We start from the raw sequence: 20286 nt of genomic DNA on the forward strand, positions 1-20286 counted from the left end.
CATGGAACGCACCGACGCGGCGAAGAGCCGGGAGCAGCAGGACGGCCTGGACCCCTTCGAGCGGTTCGTCGAGCTGTCGACGAAGGTGATCAGCCGGGCGCCGTTCTTCGCTGTCGTCGTGGCCGTGCTGGTCATCTGGGCGGCGAGCTACCCGCTGTGGAAGTCCACCACCAAGTGGGAGCTGGCGATCCACACCTTCGGCGCGGTGCTGTCGCTGCTGCTGCTCGTGCTGCTCGAGAACGCCGGGCGCCGCAACACCGAGGCCATGCAGGAGAAGCTCAACGTCATCGCCGAGGCGCTCGCCGCGCTGATGGAGTCACGTGCGGCGGACGACCCCGAGCTCGCCGGCGCGGTCGACAAGCTGCGCGAGGCCGTCGGGCTCGAGGAACGCCACTGAGCGGTCAGCGAGCGAGCAGTCGCAGCGTCTCCTCGCGCGCGGGCGAGGTGCGTACGTCGGTCCCGGCCGCGGCACCCGCCACGGGGTGCACCATCACCTCGTCGACGCCGTGCTCGGCCGCGAGCTCCTCGATGCGGGACCGTGCCTGGTCGGGCGAGCCGACGATCCAGCGCTTCGCCATCGCGTCGCCGAAGGCGCGCTGGTCGGCGGTCATCTCGGCGGCCTCGGCCTCCTCGACGAGCCGCTGCGGGTGCAGCGGCGCACCCGTGCGCAGCGCGATCATCTGCTGCACGTTGGGCAGCGCGCGGCGCCTGGCCTCCTCCTCCGTCTCGGCCACGACCGCGTTGACGGTGAGGAAGGTCCGCGGCTCGGGGTACTCGGGCGAGGGGCGGTACGACGAGCGGTACAGGTCGAGCGCGACGCCCGTCCCCTCCCCCGAGAAGTGGTGGGCGAAGACGTACGGCAGCCCCTTCTCCGCGGCCAGGCGTGCCGAGTAGTCCGACGACCCGAGCAGCCACATGTCCGCGACGGTGCGGGCCGACGGCGTGGCCCGCAGCGGCTGCCGGCGCGGTCCGACCTGGAGCTCGACGCCGTCGGACGTCATCAGGGTGCGGATGTCCTCGACGTAGTCGGGGAACTTGGCGACCGCCTCGTCGGCGGACTCCGCGCTCCCGCCGCGCAGGACGAAGCGCGTCAGCGGGTCGGTGCCCGGAGCCCGGCCGATGCCGAGGTCGATCCGACCGGGGTAGGCGGCCTCGAGGAGCGCGAACTGCTCGGCCACGACGAGCGGGGCGTGGTTGGGCAGCATGACGCCGCCCGACCCGACCCTGATCCGCTCGGTCGCCGCAGCGAGCATGGCGATCAGGACGGGCGGGTTGGTGGCGGCCACGGCCGGCATGTTGTGGTGCTCCGCCACCCAGTAGCGGCGGTAGCCCAGCTCGTCGGCGACCTGCGCGAGGCTGCGAGAGGCGGCGAGGGCGTCACCGGTGGTCTGGTCGCTGCGGACCGGGACGAGGTCGAGGACGGACAGGTCGACGGAGGGAGCAGTCACTGTCGACCCAGCGCCCGCACCCGGTCGGTTATTCCGATTGACCTCAGGTGCACTGGAGGTCCTACCGTCTGACCAGTGACGACCAGCACGACCCCGAGCCCGCCGCGCGAGCGCATCCTCTCCCCGGCGTACGCCGCAACGACCGTCGCGATGTTCGGCCTGATCGCGTTCGTCGCGTTCGAGGCGATGGCCGTCGCGACCGTGATGCCGACCGTGGCCCGCGACCTCGACGGGCTCGACCTCTACGCGCTCGCCTTCGCGGCCCCGCTCGCCAGCGGCGTCGTCGGGATGGTCGCCGCGGGCATGTGGAGCGACCGCACCGGACCAGTGGTGCCGCTGCTGGCGTCGATGGCGCTCTTCTCCGCCGGGCTGCTCGTGTGCGGGCTGGCGCCGTCGATGGAGGTGCTGCTCGTCGGCCGCGTCCTCCAGGGCCTCGGCGGTGGCGCGCTGACGGTCGGGTTGTACGTGGTCGTCGGTCTCTGCTTCCCCGCGCACCTCCGGCCGGCGGTGTTCGCCTCGTTCGCGGCCGCGTGGGTGCTTCCCGCGCTCTTCGGCCCGGCGCTGGCTGCGTTCGTCGCGGACGTGTGGAGCTGGCGCTGGGTCTTCCTCGGCGCGGTGGTGCTCGTCGCGCTCGCGCTCGCCCTGCTGGCACCGGCGCTGCGCGGGCTCACGTCGCACGCCGAGGGGACGGACACGCCCGTCTCGCGGCTGTGGTGGGCCGCGCTCGGTGCCGTCGCGGTGCTGGTGCTGGAGCTCGTCGGCTCGGCCCGCGGTCTCGCCGCGCTCGGCGCCCTCGCCGCGCTCGCCGGCGTGTGGGTCTCGCTCGGGCGCCTGCTCCCGCCCGGCAGCCGCACCCTGCGCCGCGGGCTGCCGGCAGTGGTGGCGACCCGCGGCCTGCTCGCCGCGACGTTCTTCTGCGCCGAGGCCTACATCGTCTACGTCCTGCAGGACCACTGGGGCCTCTCCCCCGGCCGGGCCGGCATCGCGCTGACCTGCGTCGGCGTGGTGTGGGCGAGCGCCAGCCAGGTCCAGGCACGGCTCGGCGCCCGGGTGTCCCACACCCGGGCGATGGTCATCGGCACCTCGTTGGTCCTCGGCGGCCTGACCGCGCTGGCGGCCAACGTGCTGGCCCACGATGCCGGCGCCGAACCGTCCGCCGTCCTCCCCGCGGCGGCGTACGTCCTCGCCGGCGCCGGGATGGGCTTCGCCTACCCGCGCACCGGGGTGGCGATGCTCGAGGCGTCGACCGACCGGGACCGCGGCTTCAACTCCTCCGCCCTCACGGTGGCCGACTCCCTCGGCGCCGCACTCGCCCTGTCCGTCGCGGGCGCCGCCTTCGCGGCCGCCGAGCGGCAGGACCTCGACCCGTTCCTCACGGTCTTCACCTTCGCCGCCCTCGCCGCCGTGCTCGGCGTGGTGGCCGCCTCCCGCACCCGGGCGTAGTTCAGGACAAGATCGTCGGATTCGGGGTCTCCCGGCGACGATCTTGCCCTGAACTATCGCGTGCCACCGGGCCGGCTCACCCCACGCGAGCCGGGTCCCGACGAGCCGTCACCGACGCCGGAGCGCCGCCTCCACGAGGGCCGGCGGTGCGTAACCCCGGTCCGCCTCGTTGAGGGTGGTGCCGGGCGGCACGATCTCGTCGATCCGGTCGAGCACGTCGGCGGGGAGGACGACCTTCTCCACCCCGAGCTGGGACTCGAGCTGCTCGAGCGTGCGGGGACCGATGATCGCCGAGGACACCCCCGGGTGCGCGAGCACGAAGCCGAGCGCCAGGTGGATCAGCGACAGGCCGGCCTCGTCGGCGAGCTCCTGCAGCTGGAAGACCGCCTCGAGCTTCACCTTGTTCTCGGGCGAGGCCGGGTCGTGCCGGGCCGGCTGGCGCTTCAGCCGGCTCGACGTCACGGCCGGGTCCTCGCCGCGGCGGTAGCGGCCCGAGAGCCAGCCGCCCGCGAGCGGGCTCCACGGCAGCACGCCGAGGCCGTACTTCTGCGCCGTCGGCAGGATGTCGCGCTCGACCTCGCGGGCGAGGATGGAGTACGGCGGCTGCTCTGTGACCGGCCGCTCACGGCCTCGACGATCGGCGACCCACTGCGCCTCGACGACCTGCGAGGGGAGGAACGTCGACGTGCCGATGTAGCGGATCTTGCCCTGGCGGACGAGGTCGGTCAGCGCCCCGAGCGTCTCGTCGATGTCGACCTCCGGCCGCGGCCGGTGGACCTGGTAGAGGTCGATGTGGTCGACCTGCAGGCGGCGCAGCGAGTGCTCGACCTCGCGGACGATCCAGCGGCGGGAGTTGCCCGCCTGGTTGGGGTCCTCGTCGTGCATGTTGCCGTGGAACTTGGTGGCCAGGAAGACGTCGTCGCGGCTGCCCTTGCGGGCCTGCAGCGCCTTGCCGACGATCTCCTCGGACTCGCCGCGGGCGTAGACGTCGGCGGTGTCGATGACGTTGATGCCGGCGTCGAGCGCGCGGTGGATGATCGCGATCGACTCGTCGTGGTCGGGGTTGCCCCACGCGCCGAACATCATCGCGCCGAGGGTCAGCGGGCTGACCTGGACGCCGGTGCGGCCGAGAGAGCGGTAGTGCTCGAAGCTGGTCATGCGGTCTTCTCCTCGAGAGAGCGGGCGTACTGGCTGTCGGGACGCGCGAGGCCGAGGTGCTCGCGGAGCGTGCTTCCTGTGTACTCCGTGCGGAACAACCCGCGCTCGCGCAGGAGCGGCACGACCTCGTCGATGAAGACGTCGATCCCGCCGGGGAGCCACGGCGGCATCACGTTGAAGCCGTCCGCCGCGCCCTTCTCCGCCCACTCCTGGATGGTGTCGGCGACCTCGACCGGGGTGCCGGCGAACACCCGGTGGCCGCGCGCACCGGCGAGGCGGTGGCACAGCTGCCGGATCGTCGGGTTCTCCCGGGCCACGATGTCGAGCACCAGCTGCGACCGGCTGTGGAAGGCACGGTCGCCCACCGGCGCAACGACCTCGGTCGGGAACGGTCCGTCGAGGTCGTACGGCGTCAGGTCGACGCCGACGAGGTTGCTCAGCTGCCGCAGCGAGTACGCCGGCTGGGTGAGGTCGTTGAACTCCTCCTCCAGCGCACGGGCCTCCGCCGTCGTCGACCCGATGAACGGGCTGATGCCGGGCAGCACCTTGAGGCTGTTCGGGTCGCGACCCACCGACCGGGCCCGCGCCTTGATGTCGGCGTAGAACTCCTGCGCGTTCTCGAGGGTCTGGTGCGCGGTGAAGATCGCCTCGGCCCAGCGGGCCGCGAACGACCTGCCGTCCTCCGAGGACCCGGCCTGCACGTAGACCGGCCGCCCCTGCGGTGACCGGGGCGCGTTGAGGGGCCCGGCGACCGAGAAGTGCCGTCCCTCGTGGTCGATCCGGTGGATCTTGTCGGTGTCGGCGTAGATCCCGCTCTCGCGGTCGGCGAGGACCGCGTCGTCCTCCCAGCTGTCCCACAGCTTCGTGACGACGTCGAGGAACTCCTCGGCGCGCTCGTAGCGCTGGGCGTGGGCCGGGTGCGCGTCGAGGCCGAAGTTGTGCGCCGCGGCGGCCGAGGAGGTGGTGACGATGTTCCACCCGACCCGGCCGTTGCTCAGGTGGTCGAGCGAGGCGAACTGCCGTGCCAGGTTGTAGGGCTCGTTGTACGTCGTCGACGACGTCCCGATGACCCCGATCCGCTCGGTGGCGGCGGCGATCGCGGTCATCTTGGTGATCGGCTCGAGGCCGCCGCGGGCGGCGTACCGGATGTTGTCGGCCAGGGCCGGCCCGTCGGCGAAGAAGACCGCGTCGAACTTCGCGGCCTCGGCCCGCTGGGCCAGCTCCTGGTAGTAGGTGATGTCGGTGATCCGCTCCGGCTGAGACTCCGGGCGACGCCAGGCCGCCTCGTGGTGGCCGTCGGGGTAGATGAACAGGTTGAGGTGCAGCTGCTTGCCCGTCACGAGGCCGCCCTCTCCGACGCCCGGTCGAGCTGCCGGTCGAGGTGGCGGCCCGGCGCGTCGTGGTCGTCCTCGACGCCGAGCTCGGTGAGCAGGCGGGCCCGCAGCCGGGCGAACGCCGGGTCGGCCTGCGAGCGCCGGCCGTCGAGCTCGACCCGCGCGTCGTGGCGTACGACGCCTCCGTCGAGCACGATGACGCGGTCGGCCAGCACGATCGCCTCGTCGACGTCGTGGGTCACCAGCAGCACGGCCGGCTGGTGCACCTCGCAGAGCTTGCGCAGCAGCGTGTGCATCCGGATCCGGGTCAGCGCGTCGAGCGCGCCGAACGGCTCGTCGGCGAGCAGCAGCTGCGGGTCGCGCACCAGCGAGCGGGCCAGCGAGGCCCGCTGCTGCTCGCCGCCTGAGAGCTCGTGGGGCCAGGCCTTCTCCCGGCCGGCGAGGCCGACCTCGGCGAGGGCCTGGCGGCCCCGGTCGGCCGCGTCGCCGGCACGCAGGCCGAGCGTCACGTTGTCGAGCAGTCGCTTCCACGGCAGCAGCCGCGAGTCCTGGAAGACGACCGACACCTTCTCCGGCACCGCGATGACGCCGGTGCCCGCGACGCCTCGGTCCAGGCCGGCGAGGGACCGCAGCAGGGTGCTCTTGCCCGAGCCGCTGCGACCCAGCAGGGCCACGAACTCACCGGGTGCGATGTCGAGGTCGAGGCCGTTGAGCACGCCACCGGCCTTGTTGAAGCTGCGGTGCAGGGACCTCACCCGCACCGCGGGCTCCACGGGGGTGTTCAGCTCGCCAGGGTACGACGCCATGACAGTGCCTTTCTCTCGATCAGTCGGACGACCGCGTCGGCGGTGACGCCGAGCAGCGCGTAGACGACCAGGCCGACGACGATGATGTCGGTCTGCCCGTAGTTGGACGCGAGCGTGATCATGTGGCCGATCCCGCTCGTGGCGTTGATGACCTCGACCACGACCAGCGCGAGCAGCGACGACGTCACCGCGAAGCGCAGGCCGAGCAGGAAGCCGGGCATCGCGCCGGGGAGCACCACGTGCCGGACGAACTCGTGGCGGGTCACGCCGAGGGTCTCGGCGAGCTCGGCATAGCGGCCCTCGATCGTGCGCAGGCCGTTGTGGGTGTGGATGTAGATCGGCACGAAGACGGCCAGGGCGATGGTGATGACCTTCATCGGCTCACCGATGCCGAGCCACAGGATCAGCAGCGGGATGAGCGCGAGGGTCGGGATGGACCGCTTGACCTGGATGGGGCCGTCGATGAACGACTCACCGATGCGGGACAGCCCCGAGATCAGCGCCAGGACGGTGCCGACCAGGACGCCGAGGCCCAGGCCGAGGGCCGCGCGGATGCCCGAGGTCACCAGGCTCTCCTGGAGGCGGCCGTTCTCGATGAGGGTGCCGGCCGTCTGGAGCACCGTCCACGGCTCGGTGAGCGTGCGCGGGTCGAGCAGGCCGGTGGCTGACCCGACGACCCACGCGACCAGCAGGGTGACGATGCCGATGAGCCCGCCGAAGCGGATCGGCTCGCCCGGGCCGAGCCGGCGTCGGGTGGGACGTACGTCCTCCGCCTCGGCGAGCGGCCGGGAGCGCGTGGCCAGGGTGCCGGTGAGGGTCGTCATGAGCCCTCCACCGCCTCGGCGATGGCCTTCTCGTAGCGCCGGTCGTAGATCGTCTCGACGTCGAGCGGCTCCTGGTCCTGCGCCTCGACGAGCGTGTCCACGGTCTCCTGATGCCTGGCGATGAACTCGTCCCAGTTCGTCGGCACCGTGAACTGGCCGAGCGCCTCGACGACGTACTGCGCGTCCTCGGGCGAGAGGCCCTCGTGGTCGACGTAGTAGGCCTGGGCGAACTCGTCAGGGTTGTCGGAGATCCACTGCTGGGCCTTGGCCCACGCGGCGACGTACTCCTTGATGGCGGCCGCCTTGTCGGCGTCCTCCAGCACGGTGGTCGGCGTGTAGAGCGTCCAGGCGTCGTCGCGCACGCCGGGCGCGATGGTGCTGGCCCCGTCCTGCTCGTACTTGGCGAGGTAGGTCTTCACCAGGGTCTGGCCCAGTGGGGCGACGTCGACCTGCTTGCTGGCCAGGGCGACCGAGAAGGCGTCGTCGACGCTCTGCATCTCGACGAACTCGACGTCGTCCTGCGTCAGGCCGGCCTCGCGGAGCACGTTGAGCACGAGCGCCCCCTGCGCCTGGCCGGGGCTGTAGGCGATCTTCTTGCCCTCGAGGTCCTGGATGGACTTCACGTCGACGCCCGGCGCGACGCCGAGCTCGTAGGTCGGGTGCTCCATCGGGTCGACGGTCTCGCGGGCGGCGACGATCCGGACGTCGGTGCCGGTCCAGTGCGCGAAGAGCGGCGGGATGTCGGCGACCGACCCGATGTCGATCGCGTCGGCGCGGAAGGCCTCGAGCGTCTTGGGGCCGCCGGTGACGTTGGCCCACTCGACGTCGATGTCGAGGTCGTCGATCAGCCCGGAGGTCTCCAAAGCCACCTGCGTGGCCGGGTCGCCCACGCGCAGCACGGTGTCGTCGGACGGCGCGTCGGGAAGGGCAGCCGTGAGCTCGAGCCTGGGCCCGGCCTGCTCACCGCCGCAGGCGGACAGGGCCAGGAGGCCGGCGGTGGCCAGCAGGGCCGCTCGGGTCAGGGTGCGGGTGCGCCCTCGTCGTGGCATCAGGGGTTCTCCTTCTCGGAACAGCGGACTTCAAAACTAATGTAACTAACTAGACTTTAGCGACAATGACGTGAAAGGAGTTCCCGATCACGTCCCGACCCGCACGTCGGCAGGCCGGCCGGTTCAGCGCAGGAGCGGCAGGAGCGAGTCGCCGACGCGCACGATCTCGCGCTCGTACGGCGTGTCGCTGAGCACGAAGTGGGTGACGCCGAGGTCGGCGTACCGGCGCAGCGCCTTGGCCACGTCGTCCGGCGACCCGACGAGCCAGGTCGTGCCGGCCCCGCCGCCGCCCACGCGGCCGGGCGCCGTGTAGAGGCAGTCGTCGAGCACGTCGCCCTTCTCCGCGAGGTCGAGCAGCCGCTGCTGCCCGACGGCGACCCGGCGGCCGGGGTCCACGGCCCACTCGTGCTGCCCGTCGGCCATCGCGGCGACCTTCGCCTCGGCGTCGGCCCAGGCCTCCTCGGTCGTCTCGCGGACCAGCGTCGTGATCCGCAGGCCGAACTCGAGCGGCGGCAGGTCGCGGTCGAGCTCGGCGCTCAAGGTCCGGAGGTGGTCGATGCGAGCCGCGACGCCGTCGAGCGGCTCTCCCCAGAAGAGCTGGACGTCCGCCTCGGCGGCCGCGGTGCGCTGCGCAGCCTCGGACGCGCCGCCGAAGTAGAGCTGCGGGTGCGCCCGCCCGTCGCGCGCCACCGGCTTGTGCTCGAGCGTGGCACCCTCGGCCCGGTAGTGCTCGCCCTCGAAGGTGATGTCGTCCTCGGTCCAGTAGCGCCGCACGAGTCGCATGAACTCGCGCGTCCGGGCGTAGCGCTGGGCCTGGTCGCCCTCGTCGTCGCCGTACTGCGGCTGGTGGTCCGGGCCCGAGACGATGTTGACCTTGACCCGCCCGCCGCTGAGCTGGTCGAGCGTCGCGGCAGAGGAGGCGAAGTGCGCCGGCGTCCAGTAGCCGGGCCGGATCGCGATCAGCGGGTTGAAGGTCGTGGTCGCACCGGCCAGAGCGGTGGCGACCGTAAAGGTGTCCGGCCGCTTCCACCCGGTGCCGATGAGCGCGCCTCCCCACCCGTGGTCCTCGGTCAGGCGGGCGAGCGACGTCAGGCGTTGCAGGCTGTTGTGCCCGGTGACGGTGTCGTCGAGCCGGTGCCCCGCCGTCACCTGGTTGGGGATGTACCAGACGAACTCCATCGTGCGCCTTTCCGCTTAATCTCTACTGGGTTACTAGAGATAGCACACTCGCCGGCGCCGCTCGACGTCCCACGCCCACATCGCGGATACCTGAGGACGTGGTGGACGGAAAAGCGGGCCGATCACGACCGCGGCGTCCTCAGGTACGCCGGGTATTGCGGTCAGCCGATGGCCTGAAAGACACCTAGCCTCGGGTCATGGACATGAAGCTGGAGCTGGTGATGGTGCCCGTGACCGACGTCGACCGGGCCAAGGACTTCTACGAGAAGGTCGGCTTCGTCGTCGACCACGACCAGGTGGTGAGCGACGACGTGCGGTTCGTCCAGCTCACGCCACCCGGGTCCGCGTGCTCGATCGCGATCGGCAAGGGGCTCACGAAGATGGAGCCCGGGTCGCTCGACAACCTGCAGATGGTGATCGCCGACGCCGACGCGACCCACGCCGACCTCGTCGCGCGCGGCGTCGAGGTCAGCGAGGTCGACGAGCTGGCCTGGGGTCGCTTCGTCTTCTTCGCCGACCCCGACGGCAACGGCTGGGCGCTCCAGCAGCTGCCGGACTGGTCGACGAGCGCCGGCGGCGAGGGGTACGACGCGTCGTAGCCGGGCCTCGGGCTGGGGCCAGCAGGCGGGCTAGGAGTCGTCGCGCCTGTCGAGCTGCGCTTCGGCAGGCGCCGAGTCGAGTCGCTCGAGCATGTCGTTGAGGTGCTGCCGCAGGTGCTGCGCGTGGTCCGCCGCCACCTCCTGGAGACGGGCGACCTCCGACTCCCCCTCGGCGCGCCGCTTCTCCGACTCGGCCTGCACCCCGTCTGCGGTCGCTCGTGCATCGTCGACCGTCCGCGCGGCCTCGGCCCGGGCCGCGTCGACCATGCTCCCGGCCTCCCGCTGCGCCGTGCGCAGCAGCCTCTCCGCCTCGTCCCGGGCTGAGGCGACGATCTCCGCAGCCTCGGCGCGGGCGTCGGAGCGCCACTGGTCGGTGTCGCGGGCCGTCATCTCCAGCAGCCGCGCCGCCGAGGGCGAGCGCTGCCCGGGCACCACGACCTGCCCCGTGGAGTCGTCTCGGTGGTCGTCCGCTGCGGTGCGGGAATCTGCGTCGTTCTCCTGGCTCAGCACGTGCGTTCTCCTCCCTCTGCCCCCGCGGCCGATGTCATGGCAGCGTACGAGGTCGAGGCGTCCACGCGTCGACGGGGGACCGGATGACGGGCGCGGACGGGCTCCGTGCCACCCATCGGGGTGCACGTCGGTCGGCAATCCCGAGCACGTGCGGCAGCATGCCCCTGCAGGACGACGCCCGCGACGGAGAGGACCGCACATGCCCGCCCCCGACGTCTCGTCAGTCCGGCGCAGGCTGGAGCTCGGGCGGCTGCTGGCCGGCTCGCTGGCCGAGACCTTCATCAAGGCGTACGGCGCCGCGGCCGCGCTCAGCGTGGCGCTCAGCGACGGCGACACGGTCGGCGGCAAGGCCGACGACGCCGTCCGGGCGATCCCCCACCTGACGGAGAGGTACGACCAGGCGAGGTACGTCGTCGAGCACCGCGAGGAGGTCCAGGCCGCCGTCACCTACCTCAACGAGCACACCCTCCCGCAGGAGGAGCTCCAGCGGACGGCCGACGAGAGCATCCGCACGCTCGGGTCGATCGAGACGACGTACGACGAGGTCGGCCGGGCACGCAGCGTGCTCGAGATCGACGGTTTCCGCGGCACCTTCGACAACGTCCGCGATGCGATCGGGCACGTCGGCAACGCCTACGACGCCCGGCCCGACCTCGACTCGCTGCGCCAGCTGGCCGGCGTCGCCGAGCAGGTCCGACCGTTCACCGACCAGGTGGACGTGCTCATCCCTGTCTACTACGGCAACTTCTTCACGCTGACCGACAACTTCGCGAGCGACGAGATCGGCTCGACCCTGTTCGTCATGGCGATGGCCCTCGGCCTCGCCTTCGTCCTCGGCCGGACGGTCGGCTTCTGGGTCCGCCGCGGCCGACCCGGTCTGGTCGCGGTCGTCCTGCAGCGGCTGGGCACGCAGGTCTTCCCCCGGTGGTACGCCCGCAACCTGCCGTACGTCCTCGGGTCACCGCTGTACGCCGCCGCGCGCGAGCACGTCCAGCGCGAGATCGCGGCGGACCCGGAGCATGCGCTGGACCCCGAGGTGCTCCGCGAGCTCGAGCTGTACTTCGCGGGTCGGGCCGATCCCGACGGAGGTTTGCACCCGAGTTCCCCGCTTGGAGGCCGAGACCTCGGCACCCAAGCGGGAAAGTCACCGGATATCCGGTGACTCCCGGGACGAGAGGGGTTCAGACCAGCGGCGGCTGGGTCTTCTCCCGCACCTCGTCCTCGGTGACGCCGGGGGCGAGCTCGACGAGCTTGAGCGCCCGGTCGCCGAGGGTGCCCGACGGGGCGACCTCGCCGGTCGCCGGGTCGATCACGTCGATGACCGCGAGGTCGGTGATGATCCGCTGCACCACACGTTTGCCGGTGTAGGGCAGGTCGCACTCGTCGAGGATCTTCAGCGAGCCGTCCTTGGCGGTGTGCTCCATCAGCACGATCACCCGCTTGGCGCCGTGGACGAGGTCCATCGCGCCGCCCATGCCCTTGACCATCTTGCCGGGGATCATCCAGTTGGCGATGTCGCCCACCGCGGAGACCTGCATGGCGCCCAGGATCGCGGCGTCGATCTTGCCGCCGCGGATCATCCCGAACGACTGCGCGGAGTCGAAGAACGACGCCCCCTTGCGCAGCGTCACCGTCTCCTTGCCCGCGTTGATCAGGTCGGCGTCCTCCTCGCCGTCGAAGGGGTACGCCCCCACGCCGAGGATGCCGTTCTCGCTCTGCAGCACCAGCTCCACGTCGTCGCCGACGTAGTTGGGCACCAGCGTCGGCAGCCCGATGCCGAGGTTGACGTAGGAGCCGTCCTCCAGCTCGCTCGCGGCGCGCGCCGCCATCTCCTCACGCGTCCAGCCCTTGCCCTGTGCCATCCGGATCAGCCTCCCAGTCCGTGCGTCGCAGCGTCGTCGACCAGCGCGTCTCCCGACGAGTCTCGGCCGGCCTCAGGACGCGGTCGCGTGGTGACCTTCTCGATCTTCTTGTCCGCCGCCTGCTCCGGGGTCAGGGCGACCACCCGCTGCACGTAGACACCGGGGGTGTGGATGTCGTTCGGGTCGAGCTCGCCCGGCTCGACGAGCTCCTCGACCTCCGCGATCGTCACCCGCCCGCTCATCGCGGCGAGCGGGTTGAAGTTGCGCGCGGACTGCCGGTAGATCAGGTTGCCGTGCCGGTCGCCCTTCCAGGCCCGCACCAGGCCGAAGTCGGCGACGATGGCCTCCTCGAGGACGTACTCCTTGTCACCCTCGGCGGTGGCGAACACCTTGGTCTCCTTCGGCGGCGAGGAGACGATCACGTTGCCTTCAGTGTCGTACTTCCACGGCAGCCCGCCTTCGGCGACCTGGGTGCCGACACCGGTCGCGGTGTAGAAGCCCGGGATCCCGGAGCCGCCCGCGCGCATCCTCTCGGCGAGCGTGCCCTGCGGCGTCAGCTCGACCTCGAGCTCACCGGAGAGGTACTGCCGGGCGAACTCCTTGTTCTCCCCCACGTAGGAGGAGATCATCCGCCGGATCCGCTTGGCGAAGAGCAGGCGACCCAGTCCCCACTCGTCCACGCCGCAGTTGTTGGAGACCGCCTCGAGGTCGGTCGTGCCGGCCTCGAGGATCGCGTCGATGAGCACCGAGGGGATGCCGGAGAGGCCGAACCCGCCGACCGCGAGGGTCGCGCCGTCCGGGATGTCGGCGACCGCCTCGGCCGCAGAAGAGACCACTTTGTCCATGCCGAGACCCTAGCGGGGGTGTGACCGCCGCCACCGTGTGGGCGGGCACCACAGTCCGGCGCTCGAGGTGTGTGCCAAAGGGAGGACAGGCGAGGACGGACGCGGACGGACGAGGCGCCCGACGAGCATGGAACAGCCGGGCCCGGGGAAGAGGCACCCTCCCCGGGCCCGGCCAGTCTCAGTGCCGGACCTGCGAGCTCATCGCTCGCTCATCGCTTGGCCAGGCGCTCCCTCACCTGGGCGAGCAGGGCGGCGCGGAGCTCCCCCTCGACCTTGGTGCGGACCAGCTTGCGCAGCTGCTTCAGCTCCTTCTTCGCCGCCTTCCGGTTGCCCGACCGCTCGGCCTTGCGGGCGTCCTTGTCGGCCTGCAGCAGCTTGTTGGCGAGCTTGGGACCGATCTCGCCGTCGGACGCCACGGTCTTGACGACCTTCTTCAGCGACTTGCCGGTGGGCTGGACGGTGAAGACCACCGAGCGCGAGCTGGTGTTGCCGGCCACGTCCGTGGCCGTGACGGTGAGCACGTGGCGGCCCGCGGACAGCGTCCACATCTGCCAGGTGCCGACCTCGACGGTCTCGCCGTCGAGCACCGCCCGCACGTTGCGGACACCGGACGTCGCGTCCGTCGCCGTCCACGACACGTCCGTCGCCTTGTGGCTCGGGTAGGTGCGTGCCCGGACCCCGGAGATCGCGACCTCCGGCTCGCCGGAGTCGACCGCGACGTCCTTCGACTGCGCCGTCTCGACGTTGCCGGCCTTGTCGACCGACCGCACCTCGAGGACCTGGCGGCCCTGCGCGGTGATGGCGAACGGAGCGGTGTACGCCGTCCACGCGCCGTTGCCGATGCGGTACTCGGTGCGCGCCACGCCGGAGCCTGCGTCGGTCGCGGAGAGCGTCACCTTCGGGGCCGTGGTGAACCAGCCGGCGCTGCCGTCGGGCGAGGCCGGGTCGGTCCGCACGGTGGTCACCGGGGCGGTCGTGTCGGCGGGCGGACCGTCGACGGTGACCGTCAGGGACTGCTCCTCCTCCACGTTGCCGGCCTTGTCGGTCGAGCGGAAGCGGACCGTGTGCTCACCGGCACCGTCGACCATCACCGGGTCGGTGTAGGTCTTCCAGGCACCCTGGTCGACCTTGACCTCGGTGAGGGCGACGCCGGAGGTGGCGTCGGTGGCCTCGAGGGCCACGCGCACGCCGTTCCCGGCCCGCTCCTGGGTCGCGCCCGTCGCCGGGGTCACCGTGTCGACCTTCACCTGCGAGGACTGGACGTCCTCGACGTTGCCGGCCTCGTCGGTCGAGCGGTACTCGACCGTGTGCTCGCCGTCGCCGAGCTCGACCTCACCGGCGTACGTCGTCCAGGCGCCGCCGTCGATGCGGTAGCTGGTCGACGCCACCGAGCCGTCGTCCTCCGCGTCGAGCGTGAAGCTCGGCGCGGTGACGTACCAGCCCTGCTCACCGTCGGCCGTGGCGGGCGTCCAGGTGATGGTGGTGGTCGGCGCGTCCTCGTCGGCGGCCTCGACGACCACCTCGACGCTCTTGACGGCCTCCTCGTTGCCGGCCTTGTCGGTGGAGCGGTACTCCACCGTGTGGGTGCCGGGCTCGCTGATCACGAACGGCGCCGTGTAGTCGGTCCACTCGCCCTCGTCGATCCGGTACTCGGTCGACGCGACGCCCGAACCACCGGTCTCGTCGGTGGCCACCAGGGTGACCTGCACGCCGTCCTCGACCACGGCCTGGCTGGCGGTGGTGACCGGAGCGGTCGTGTCGGCCGGCGGCTCCTCCTCGGTGTCGAGGTGGAAGTAGTCGAACTCGACCGTGACCGGCTCCTCCTGCTCGGGACCGATCGCCATCAGGCCGATGGAGTTGAGCGGGCCGTCGTAGGTGATGCCGTCACCGATGGGCGTCCAGCTGGCACCCGCGGTGGCCTTGACCGACGCGGTGTACTTCGTGCCCTCCTTCTTCACCTGCACCCACCAGTAGCCACTCTCGGTCGTGTCGGGGATGTTGATCGCGTCCCCGCCGGCGACTCCGTTGCCACCCTTCTCGGCGGCGAGCTCGGCCCGGAGGTCGAGCGCGCTGCCGGGAGCGTTGTAGGCCACGACGTCGGCCTTGGCGTAGTTGTCGTCGTCGCCGTACATCAGCAGGCCGGCCAGCTGGTAGCGGTGCTTGAGCGGGGCCTTGAGCTTGGTCTCGGCCACCCAGTCACCCTCGGGCGCGTCCTGCAGGATGAAGTTGCGCGGCTTGATCGGGTTGCTGCCGTTGATGTCGCCCGGCTGCGTCGCGATCTTGAGGTGCCCGTCGGCCACCGACTCCGTGTGGGAGTTGTAGCGCACCGACTCCGCCCAGCGGCACCCGTTGAGGGCGGTGCCGTCGAACTCGTCGTTGGGCTCGAAGGCCTGCGCGGAGCCGTCCGGGGTGATGGTGAACGAGTCGACCTTGGCCGACACCGGGGTGGTGCCCAGGTCGCCTGCCGCCATCACGCCGATGCGGGTGCCGGCGCCGGTCTTGAGCGCCGTCGATCCGTTGACGTTGGTCCAGGCCGTCCCGTCCGCCGAGTACGCCGCGGTGAGCGTCCCGTTGGTGTTGGTCAGGCGCAGGTGGATCGTGGTGCCGAAGTCGGCCGGCAGGGCCGGGGCACCCGGGGTGTTGCGCGTCCCGTTGGTCTCGGACTGGAACTCCACGAACCGGTTGGCCGCGCCGTTCTGCCCGCGCACGAACCCGACCTTGTTGTACTCGTCGTCGGACTTGTGCACGACCAGACCCGCCCACTGCCAGTGCGAGGTGTGCGCCAGCTCGATCTTCGTGGTCGCGACCCAGTTGCCCGTGGGCAGGTCCTGCCCGATGAAGCTCACCGGACCGGTGGAGGCCTCGTTGATGTCACCGTTCGTGACGGGCAGGTTGACCGCGCCACCCGACTGGGTGATCGGCTTGGCCGGGTCGTTGCGCACGAACCACTTGGGCAGCAGCGACGGCGAGGTGAAGTCGTCGCTCAGCGGGCCACCCACGCAGCTCAGCGGCTCGCTCGGGAGGACCGGCTGCGGGGCCTGCGGGTCGGTGTCGACCGAGAACTCCGAGAAGTCGGCCGTCCGCACCGCGGACTCGTGGGCCATGATGAAGAAGCCCACGTCCTGTGTGGGCGCGATGCCCGCCAGGGTCGCGGCGGTGCCGACCTGGGTCCAGTCGGTGCCGTTGTTCGACCAGTAGGCCGACACCTGGTTGCCGCGGCGGCTCAGCTTGAGCCACTTCGGCACGGTGCTGGTGCCACCGGCGGTCGAGGCGTTGAGCTGTCCGTTGCCGTCGGGGTCGGTCAGGAACTCCATCCCGGAGGCGCGCCGCCAGGCGAGCATGGCGTAGCCGGGCGAGGTGCCGGGCTGCGTCATGTCGTTGCGAATGATGAGGCCCGCCTTGCCGGAGTTGTTGTTCAGCGTGCTCGCGTCGACCTTCACGACGGCGTCGTACGAGTCGTCGCCGGCGCCGGGCTGGTAGAGCGTCGTGTACTCGTCGGTGCCCTGCCAGGCGTTGGCGCCCGCACCGGAGATGCGGAACTTCCCGGCACCGAGCCGCTCGAACTCGCCGTTGACGTTGGTGAAGGGCACCAGGTCGCCGAAGAGCTCGCCGACCTGCACCTGCACGAGTCGCGAGGTCGTCTCGTTGCCGTCGTCGTCCGTCGCCCTGGCGGTGATCTCGTAGAGACCCTCCTCGGCCGGAGCCGTCCAGGTCACCGTGTACGGCGAGGTGGTGGCCTCGCCGATCTTGGTGTCACCGGCGAAGAACTCGACCTTGGCGATGGAGCCGTCGGCGTCGGTGGCCGCGGCCTCGATCTCGACCTCGGCACCCGGGTCGACCTTGTCGCCGTCGGTCGGGTCGGTGATCGCGACCAGCGGGGACGCCTGGGGCGAGATGCCCTGGCCCATGGCCTCCATGAAGTTGAGCTTGATGTCGTTCGACCCGGTGAAGACCAGGTAGAGGTCCATCGTCTCGCTGCCGACCTCGCTGACGTCGACCGCGACGTCGCGGAACTGCTGGCCGGTCGCCGGGACCTCGGCCGTGCCGACGACGTCACCGGTCGGGCTGCCGTTGCGCAGCTCGATGGTGCCGCCGGCCGTCGAGGCCTGGACGCGCAGGTTGTAGGTCTCGATCTGGTGGAAGCTCACCGGCTCGAAGTGGACCCACGCGCCGTCCTTGCCGACGACGACCTGGCCTCCGCCTGCCGCGTCACGACCCGGCGCCACGGTGGCCGTGGACGACTTGGAGTCGAACCACTCGGCCTGGCGCAGCTTCGGGAAGATCACGGCGGTGTCGGAGCCGCCCAGCGGGTTCTCGCCGTCGGCGCCGCCGGTGTCGGTGTAGCGGGCGTCGATGGCGTAGAAGATGTTCTCGTCGGCCGCGTGGCCGCCGATGCTCGTGACCGTGCTGCCCGTGAACCCGTTGGAGATGTTCAGCGGGTGGGCGTGGTCGTCGTGACCCAGCGCGGGCTGCACCTCGACCTTCTGCGGGTCGATGGTCTCGTCCTCGGGGTCGGTGACCTCGACGTTCCAGCTGATCTCGTCACCGAAGTCGAAGAACGCGCCGTTGGGCGGGGTCTCGAACTCCACGGTCGGGCGGGTGTTGCCGACGGTGATCGGGACGGTGGTCGTGCCGGTCTTGCCGGCCGGGTCGGTGACCGTCAGGCGGACGTTGTAGGCCCCCGCCTCGGTGAAGGTGTGCTCGGCGGTGACGCCGGTGGCGTCGGGCTCACCGTCGGCATCGAAGTCCCATGCGTAGGTGATGTCCTCGCCCTCGGGGTCGCTGGAGTCGCTGCCGTCGAACGACACCTCGAGCGGAGCCGGACCGGAGTCGGGCGTGGCCGAGATGCGGGCGATCGGCGAGCGCGAGCCGCTGATGTAGTCGATGCGGTAGAGACCCGAGCTCGGGTTGTCACGACCGAAGCCGCCGCCCCAGTCCAGGACGTACATCGAGCCGTCGGGACCGAACTTGGAGTCGATCGGCGCGAGGAACGGCACGTTGGGCAGGAACGGGTTGACCTTCTCCACCTCGGCACCGGCCTGGCCGGCGGCCGGGTCCTTGAGCTGGATCGTGTACATCTTGTTGCGCGCCCACTCGTAGAAGAAGGGCTTGCCGTCGAGCGACGCGGGGAACTTGGTGTCGGACTCGAGCTCCTCGTCGTAGCGGTAGATCGGGCCGCCCATCGGGGCCAGGCCGCCACCCTGCGGGATCGCGCCGACCGACGAGCGCTGGTAGCCGTAGTACATGTCGGCGGCGCGGGCCGGCGGCAGGTTCGTCAGGCCGGTGTTGCGGATCGAGTCGTTGACCGGGTTCGCGCAGTCGAAGAACGGGCCGACGGTGACCGGGTTGGTGCGGTAGTCGACGTCGCGGAACGGCTCACCGTTGGGGTTGTTGCCCTGGTGGTTGCCGCCCATGCACATCGGCCAGCCGTAGTTGCCGGGGCTCTTGATGAGGTTCCACTCGGCGATGCCGGCGGGGCCGCGGGTGGCGGGTGCGTCCGTGCCGTTGTCGGGCGAGTAGTCGGCCATGCTCAGCCAGCCGGTCTCGTCGTCGTAGGAGAACCGGAACGGGTTGCGGAAGCCCATGGCGTAGATCTCGGGCAGGGTCTTGTCCCGCCCGGCGTCCTCGGCCTCGGGGAACAGGTTGCCCTCGGGGATGGTGTAGCTGGAGTCCACACCGGGGGCACCCGGGTCGTCGGTCGGGGTGATGCGCAGGATCTTGCCGCGCAGGTCGTTGGTGTTGGCCGACGTCTCGCGGGCGTCGTGGAAGGTGCCGTCGCGCTCGGAGAGCGGGGCGTAGCCGCCCGACGGCTCGGAGTGCGGGTTGACGTCGTCACCCACGCCGATGAACAGGTTGCCCTGGGCGTCCATCTCGAGGCCGCCGCCGGTGTGGCCGGGCTCGTCGGGCTCACGGCGCGCGGGGATCCGGATGATCACCTTCTCCGTGGCGGGGTCGACCGATCCGTTATCGAACGTGAACCGGGAGACGGTGGACCAGAAGTTCGCCGGGTCGGAGTTGTTGGACGACTGCGGCGAGCGGTAGAGGTACAGGTGGCCGTTGGTCGTGAAGTCGGGGTCGAGCGCGACGCCGAGGAGGCCGTCCTCACCGTTGGAGTACACCGGCAGGGTCAGCACGGTGGTCACGTCCTGCGTCTTCGGGTCGTACATGCGCAGCTGGCCGCGGACGAGCTCGGTGTAGAAGACCTTGCCGTCGTCGGAGACGTCGATCGCGAACGGTGCGGAGGTGTTCTGGTCGAGCGGCACGCGCTCGTAGTTGCTCCACACGGTGCCGCCGCAGTCGCCCTCCTCGAGGCCGGCGACGTACTTCACGCCACCGACCAGCTGGGCCATGAAGTCGGGCTCGTCGTAGTGGGAGGGGAAGTGACCCAGGGCCGTGCCCCAGAAGCGACCGCCCTCGTAGGGCTTGCACCAGGTGATGGGGTGGTCGTAGCCCATGTTGCCGCCCGAGTAGGTCGACTCGTCCATCGTCTGGAGGACGTGGGCGGTGCCACGGACGTTGTTGCTGAAGTTGTACCACTCGTCGTTGCGCGTCCAGCGGGTCACGTCCTCGGTGCCGTGGAAGTGCTTGGTGGACGGGTGGGTGGTGTCCTCGTTGCGCACGACGCCGGACGGGCCGGGGTCCGTGCCGGTGGGCGCGTGGCCGGGCATCAGCGAGCCGACCATGTTGTCCCACCAGGGGTAGTTGCCGCGCATGTCGAGCGCGTTGTGCACCGCCGCGATGCCGTTGCCTGCCGCCTGCCAGCGCTCCATGGCCGCCTTCTCCGAGGCGTTCCATGGGTCACCGTTGGCCTGGAAGACCAGGATCGCGTCGAACGGAGCGAGGCCCTCGTCGGTGAACACGGCCTCCGAGCCGCCCGGCGTCTCCTTGTGCACGACCGTGACGGCCATGCCCTCCGCCTCGAGCGCCGCCTTCACCTTCGGCGTCGCCTGGGCGATGGCGGCGTCGTGCCAGTCGCCCGCGGCGTCCTCGGTGAAGATGAGCACGTGCCCGTGCCCGTCGTGGGCTTGTGCGGGCACGGCGGCGATGACGCCGAGCAGGACGCTGCCGACGAGCGCGAACACGGCAGTCAGCGCGGTGCCGACAGTGGATCGTCGAGCGATCCGTCGTCGAGGGGTGGTGGGTGACATCCCAGGGCCTCCAGAGGCGGGTGTGAGTACGGCGATGCGGACGGACACGAGCTGAAGCAGGAGGGACGCGCTTGTGACGTG

The 20286-nt window shown here is 71.0% G+C and carries 15 protein-coding genes; 4 read left to right on the forward strand and 11 right to left on the reverse strand.

Annotation, left to right across the window (positions count from 1 at the left end; genetic code table 11):
* Position 1 precedes the first annotated feature (1 nt).
* Positions 2 to 397 (forward strand): low affinity iron permease family protein, encoded by a 396-nt coding sequence (locus AC3A3L_RS06650; protein ID WP_487639217.1) that lies wholly within the window; start codon positions 2 to 4, stop codon positions 395 to 397.
* Positions 398 to 401: 4 nt separating this feature from the next.
* Here AC3A3L_RS06650 and AC3A3L_RS06655 read toward each other — a convergent pair whose 3' ends face one another.
* Positions 402 to 1448 carry an LLM class flavin-dependent oxidoreductase gene (locus AC3A3L_RS06655; RefSeq protein ID WP_487639218.1) on the reverse strand — a complete coding sequence of 349 codons (1047 nt, stop codon included), beginning with the start codon at positions 1446 to 1448 and terminating at the stop codon, positions 402 to 404.
* Between the two features lie 75 nt (positions 1449 to 1523).
* Here AC3A3L_RS06655 and AC3A3L_RS06660 point away from each other — a divergent pair, with 75 nt between their 5' ends.
* On the forward strand, positions 1524 to 2891 hold the full coding sequence (locus tag AC3A3L_RS06660; protein ID WP_487639219.1) for an MFS transporter: 1368 nt from the start codon (positions 1524 to 1526) through the stop codon (positions 2889 to 2891).
* 108 nt (positions 2892 to 2999) lie between these two features.
* Here AC3A3L_RS06660 and AC3A3L_RS06665 read toward each other — a convergent pair whose 3' ends face one another.
* The 6 genes from AC3A3L_RS06665 to AC3A3L_RS06690 all read right to left on the reverse strand — a co-directional run bounded on the left by AC3A3L_RS06665 (position 3000) and on the right by AC3A3L_RS06690 (position 9241).
* Positions 3000 to 4049 carry an aldo/keto reductase gene (locus AC3A3L_RS06665; protein ID WP_487639220.1) on the reverse strand — a complete coding sequence of 350 codons (1050 nt, stop codon included), beginning with the start codon at positions 4047 to 4049 and terminating at the stop codon, positions 3000 to 3002.
* Positions 4046 to 5389, reverse strand: a complete 1344-nt coding sequence (locus AC3A3L_RS06670; RefSeq protein ID WP_487639221.1) for an LLM class flavin-dependent oxidoreductase — start codon at positions 5387 to 5389, stop codon at positions 4046 to 4048. Before AC3A3L_RS06670 ends, AC3A3L_RS06665 begins: the two co-directional genes overlap by 4 nt.
* The gene (locus AC3A3L_RS06675; protein ID WP_487639222.1) at positions 5386 to 6189 is read right to left on the reverse strand and encodes an ABC transporter ATP-binding protein; all 804 of its coding nucleotides are present in this window, start codon (positions 6187 to 6189) and stop codon (positions 5386 to 5388) included. The genes AC3A3L_RS06670 and AC3A3L_RS06675 overlap by 4 nt, the downstream gene beginning before the upstream one ends.
* Positions 6165 to 7013, reverse strand: coding sequence for an ABC transporter permease (locus tag AC3A3L_RS06680; protein ID WP_487639223.1), 849 nt, complete (start codon positions 7011 to 7013; stop codon positions 6165 to 6167). Before AC3A3L_RS06680 ends, AC3A3L_RS06675 begins: the two co-directional genes overlap by 25 nt.
* A complete protein-coding gene (locus tag AC3A3L_RS06685; RefSeq protein ID WP_487639224.1) occupies positions 7010 to 8062 on the reverse strand; it encodes an ABC transporter substrate-binding protein in 1053 nt (350 codons plus the stop codon). The genes AC3A3L_RS06680 and AC3A3L_RS06685 overlap by 4 nt, the downstream gene beginning before the upstream one ends.
* Before the next feature lie 123 nt (positions 8063 to 8185).
* The gene (locus tag AC3A3L_RS06690) at positions 8186 to 9241 is read right to left on the reverse strand and encodes an LLM class flavin-dependent oxidoreductase (RefSeq protein WP_487639225.1); all 1056 of its coding nucleotides are present in this window, start codon (positions 9239 to 9241) and stop codon (positions 8186 to 8188) included.
* Between the two features lie 197 nt (positions 9242 to 9438).
* Between AC3A3L_RS06690 and AC3A3L_RS06695 the strand changes: the two genes are divergently transcribed.
* On the forward strand, positions 9439 to 9840 hold the full coding sequence (locus AC3A3L_RS06695; RefSeq protein WP_487639226.1) for a VOC family protein: 402 nt from the start codon (positions 9439 to 9441) through the stop codon (positions 9838 to 9840).
* A gap of 30 nt (positions 9841 to 9870) precedes the next feature.
* Here the strand turns inward: AC3A3L_RS06695 and AC3A3L_RS06700 are convergent, their stop codons facing one another.
* The gene (locus AC3A3L_RS06700; RefSeq protein ID WP_487639227.1) at positions 9871 to 10350 is read right to left on the reverse strand and encodes a FliH/SctL family protein; all 480 of its coding nucleotides are present in this window, start codon (positions 10348 to 10350) and stop codon (positions 9871 to 9873) included.
* A gap of 199 nt (positions 10351 to 10549) precedes the next feature.
* Between AC3A3L_RS06700 and AC3A3L_RS06705 the strand changes: the two genes are divergently transcribed.
* Positions 10550 to 11512 (forward strand): hypothetical protein, encoded by a 963-nt coding sequence (locus AC3A3L_RS06705; RefSeq protein ID WP_487639228.1) that lies wholly within the window; start codon positions 10550 to 10552, stop codon positions 11510 to 11512.
* Between the two features lie 19 nt (positions 11513 to 11531).
* Here the strand turns inward: AC3A3L_RS06705 and AC3A3L_RS06710 are convergent, their stop codons facing one another.
* The 3 genes from AC3A3L_RS06710 to AC3A3L_RS06720 all read right to left on the reverse strand — a co-directional run bounded on the left by AC3A3L_RS06710 (position 11532) and on the right by AC3A3L_RS06720 (position 20139).
* A complete protein-coding gene (locus tag AC3A3L_RS06710) occupies positions 11532 to 12212 on the reverse strand; it encodes a 3-oxoacid CoA-transferase subunit B (protein ID WP_487639229.1) in 681 nt (226 codons plus the stop codon).
* A 5-nt stretch (positions 12213 to 12217) separates the two neighbouring features.
* Complete coding sequence (locus AC3A3L_RS06715) at positions 12218 to 13057, reverse strand: CoA transferase subunit A (protein WP_487639230.1); 840 nt, start codon at positions 13055 to 13057, stop codon at positions 12218 to 12220.
* Between the two features lie 209 nt (positions 13058 to 13266).
* Complete coding sequence (locus AC3A3L_RS06720; RefSeq protein ID WP_487639231.1) at positions 13267 to 20139, reverse strand: OmpL47-type beta-barrel domain-containing protein; 6873 nt, start codon at positions 20137 to 20139, stop codon at positions 13267 to 13269.
* Between the last annotated feature and the right edge of the window lie 147 nt (positions 20140 to 20286).

The organism is Nocardioides sp. Soil_C_8 (genome assembly GCF_057656315.1).

Coding starts and splice junctions, on each gene's coding strand:
- AC3A3L_RS06650 (WP_487639217.1), top strand. CDS start 2: ATGGAACGCACCGACGCGGCGAAGAGCCGGGAGCAGCAGGACGGCCTG.
- AC3A3L_RS06665 (WP_487639220.1), bottom strand. CDS start 4,049: ATGACCAGCTTCGAGCACTACCGCTCTCTCGGCCGCACCGGCGTCCAG.
- AC3A3L_RS06675 (WP_487639222.1), bottom strand. CDS start 6,189: ATGGCGTCGTACCCTGGCGAGCTGAACACCCCCGTGGAGCCCGCGGTG.
- AC3A3L_RS06680 (WP_487639223.1), bottom strand. CDS start 7,013: ATGACGACCCTCACCGGCACCCTGGCCACGCGCTCCCGGCCGCTCGCC.
- AC3A3L_RS06685 (WP_487639224.1), bottom strand. CDS start 8,062: ATGCCACGACGAGGGCGCACCCGCACCCTGACCCGAGCGGCCCTGCTG.
- AC3A3L_RS06690 (WP_487639225.1), bottom strand. CDS start 9,241: ATGGAGTTCGTCTGGTACATCCCCAACCAGGTGACGGCGGGGCACCGG.
- AC3A3L_RS06695 (WP_487639226.1), top strand. CDS start 9,439: ATGGACATGAAGCTGGAGCTGGTGATGGTGCCCGTGACCGACGTCGAC.
- AC3A3L_RS06705 (WP_487639228.1), top strand. CDS start 10,550: ATGCCCGCCCCCGACGTCTCGTCAGTCCGGCGCAGGCTGGAGCTCGGG.
- AC3A3L_RS06710 (WP_487639229.1), bottom strand. CDS start 12,212: ATGGCACAGGGCAAGGGCTGGACGCGTGAGGAGATGGCGGCGCGCGCC.
- AC3A3L_RS06715 (WP_487639230.1), bottom strand. CDS start 13,057: ATGGACAAAGTGGTCTCTTCTGCGGCCGAGGCGGTCGCCGACATCCCG.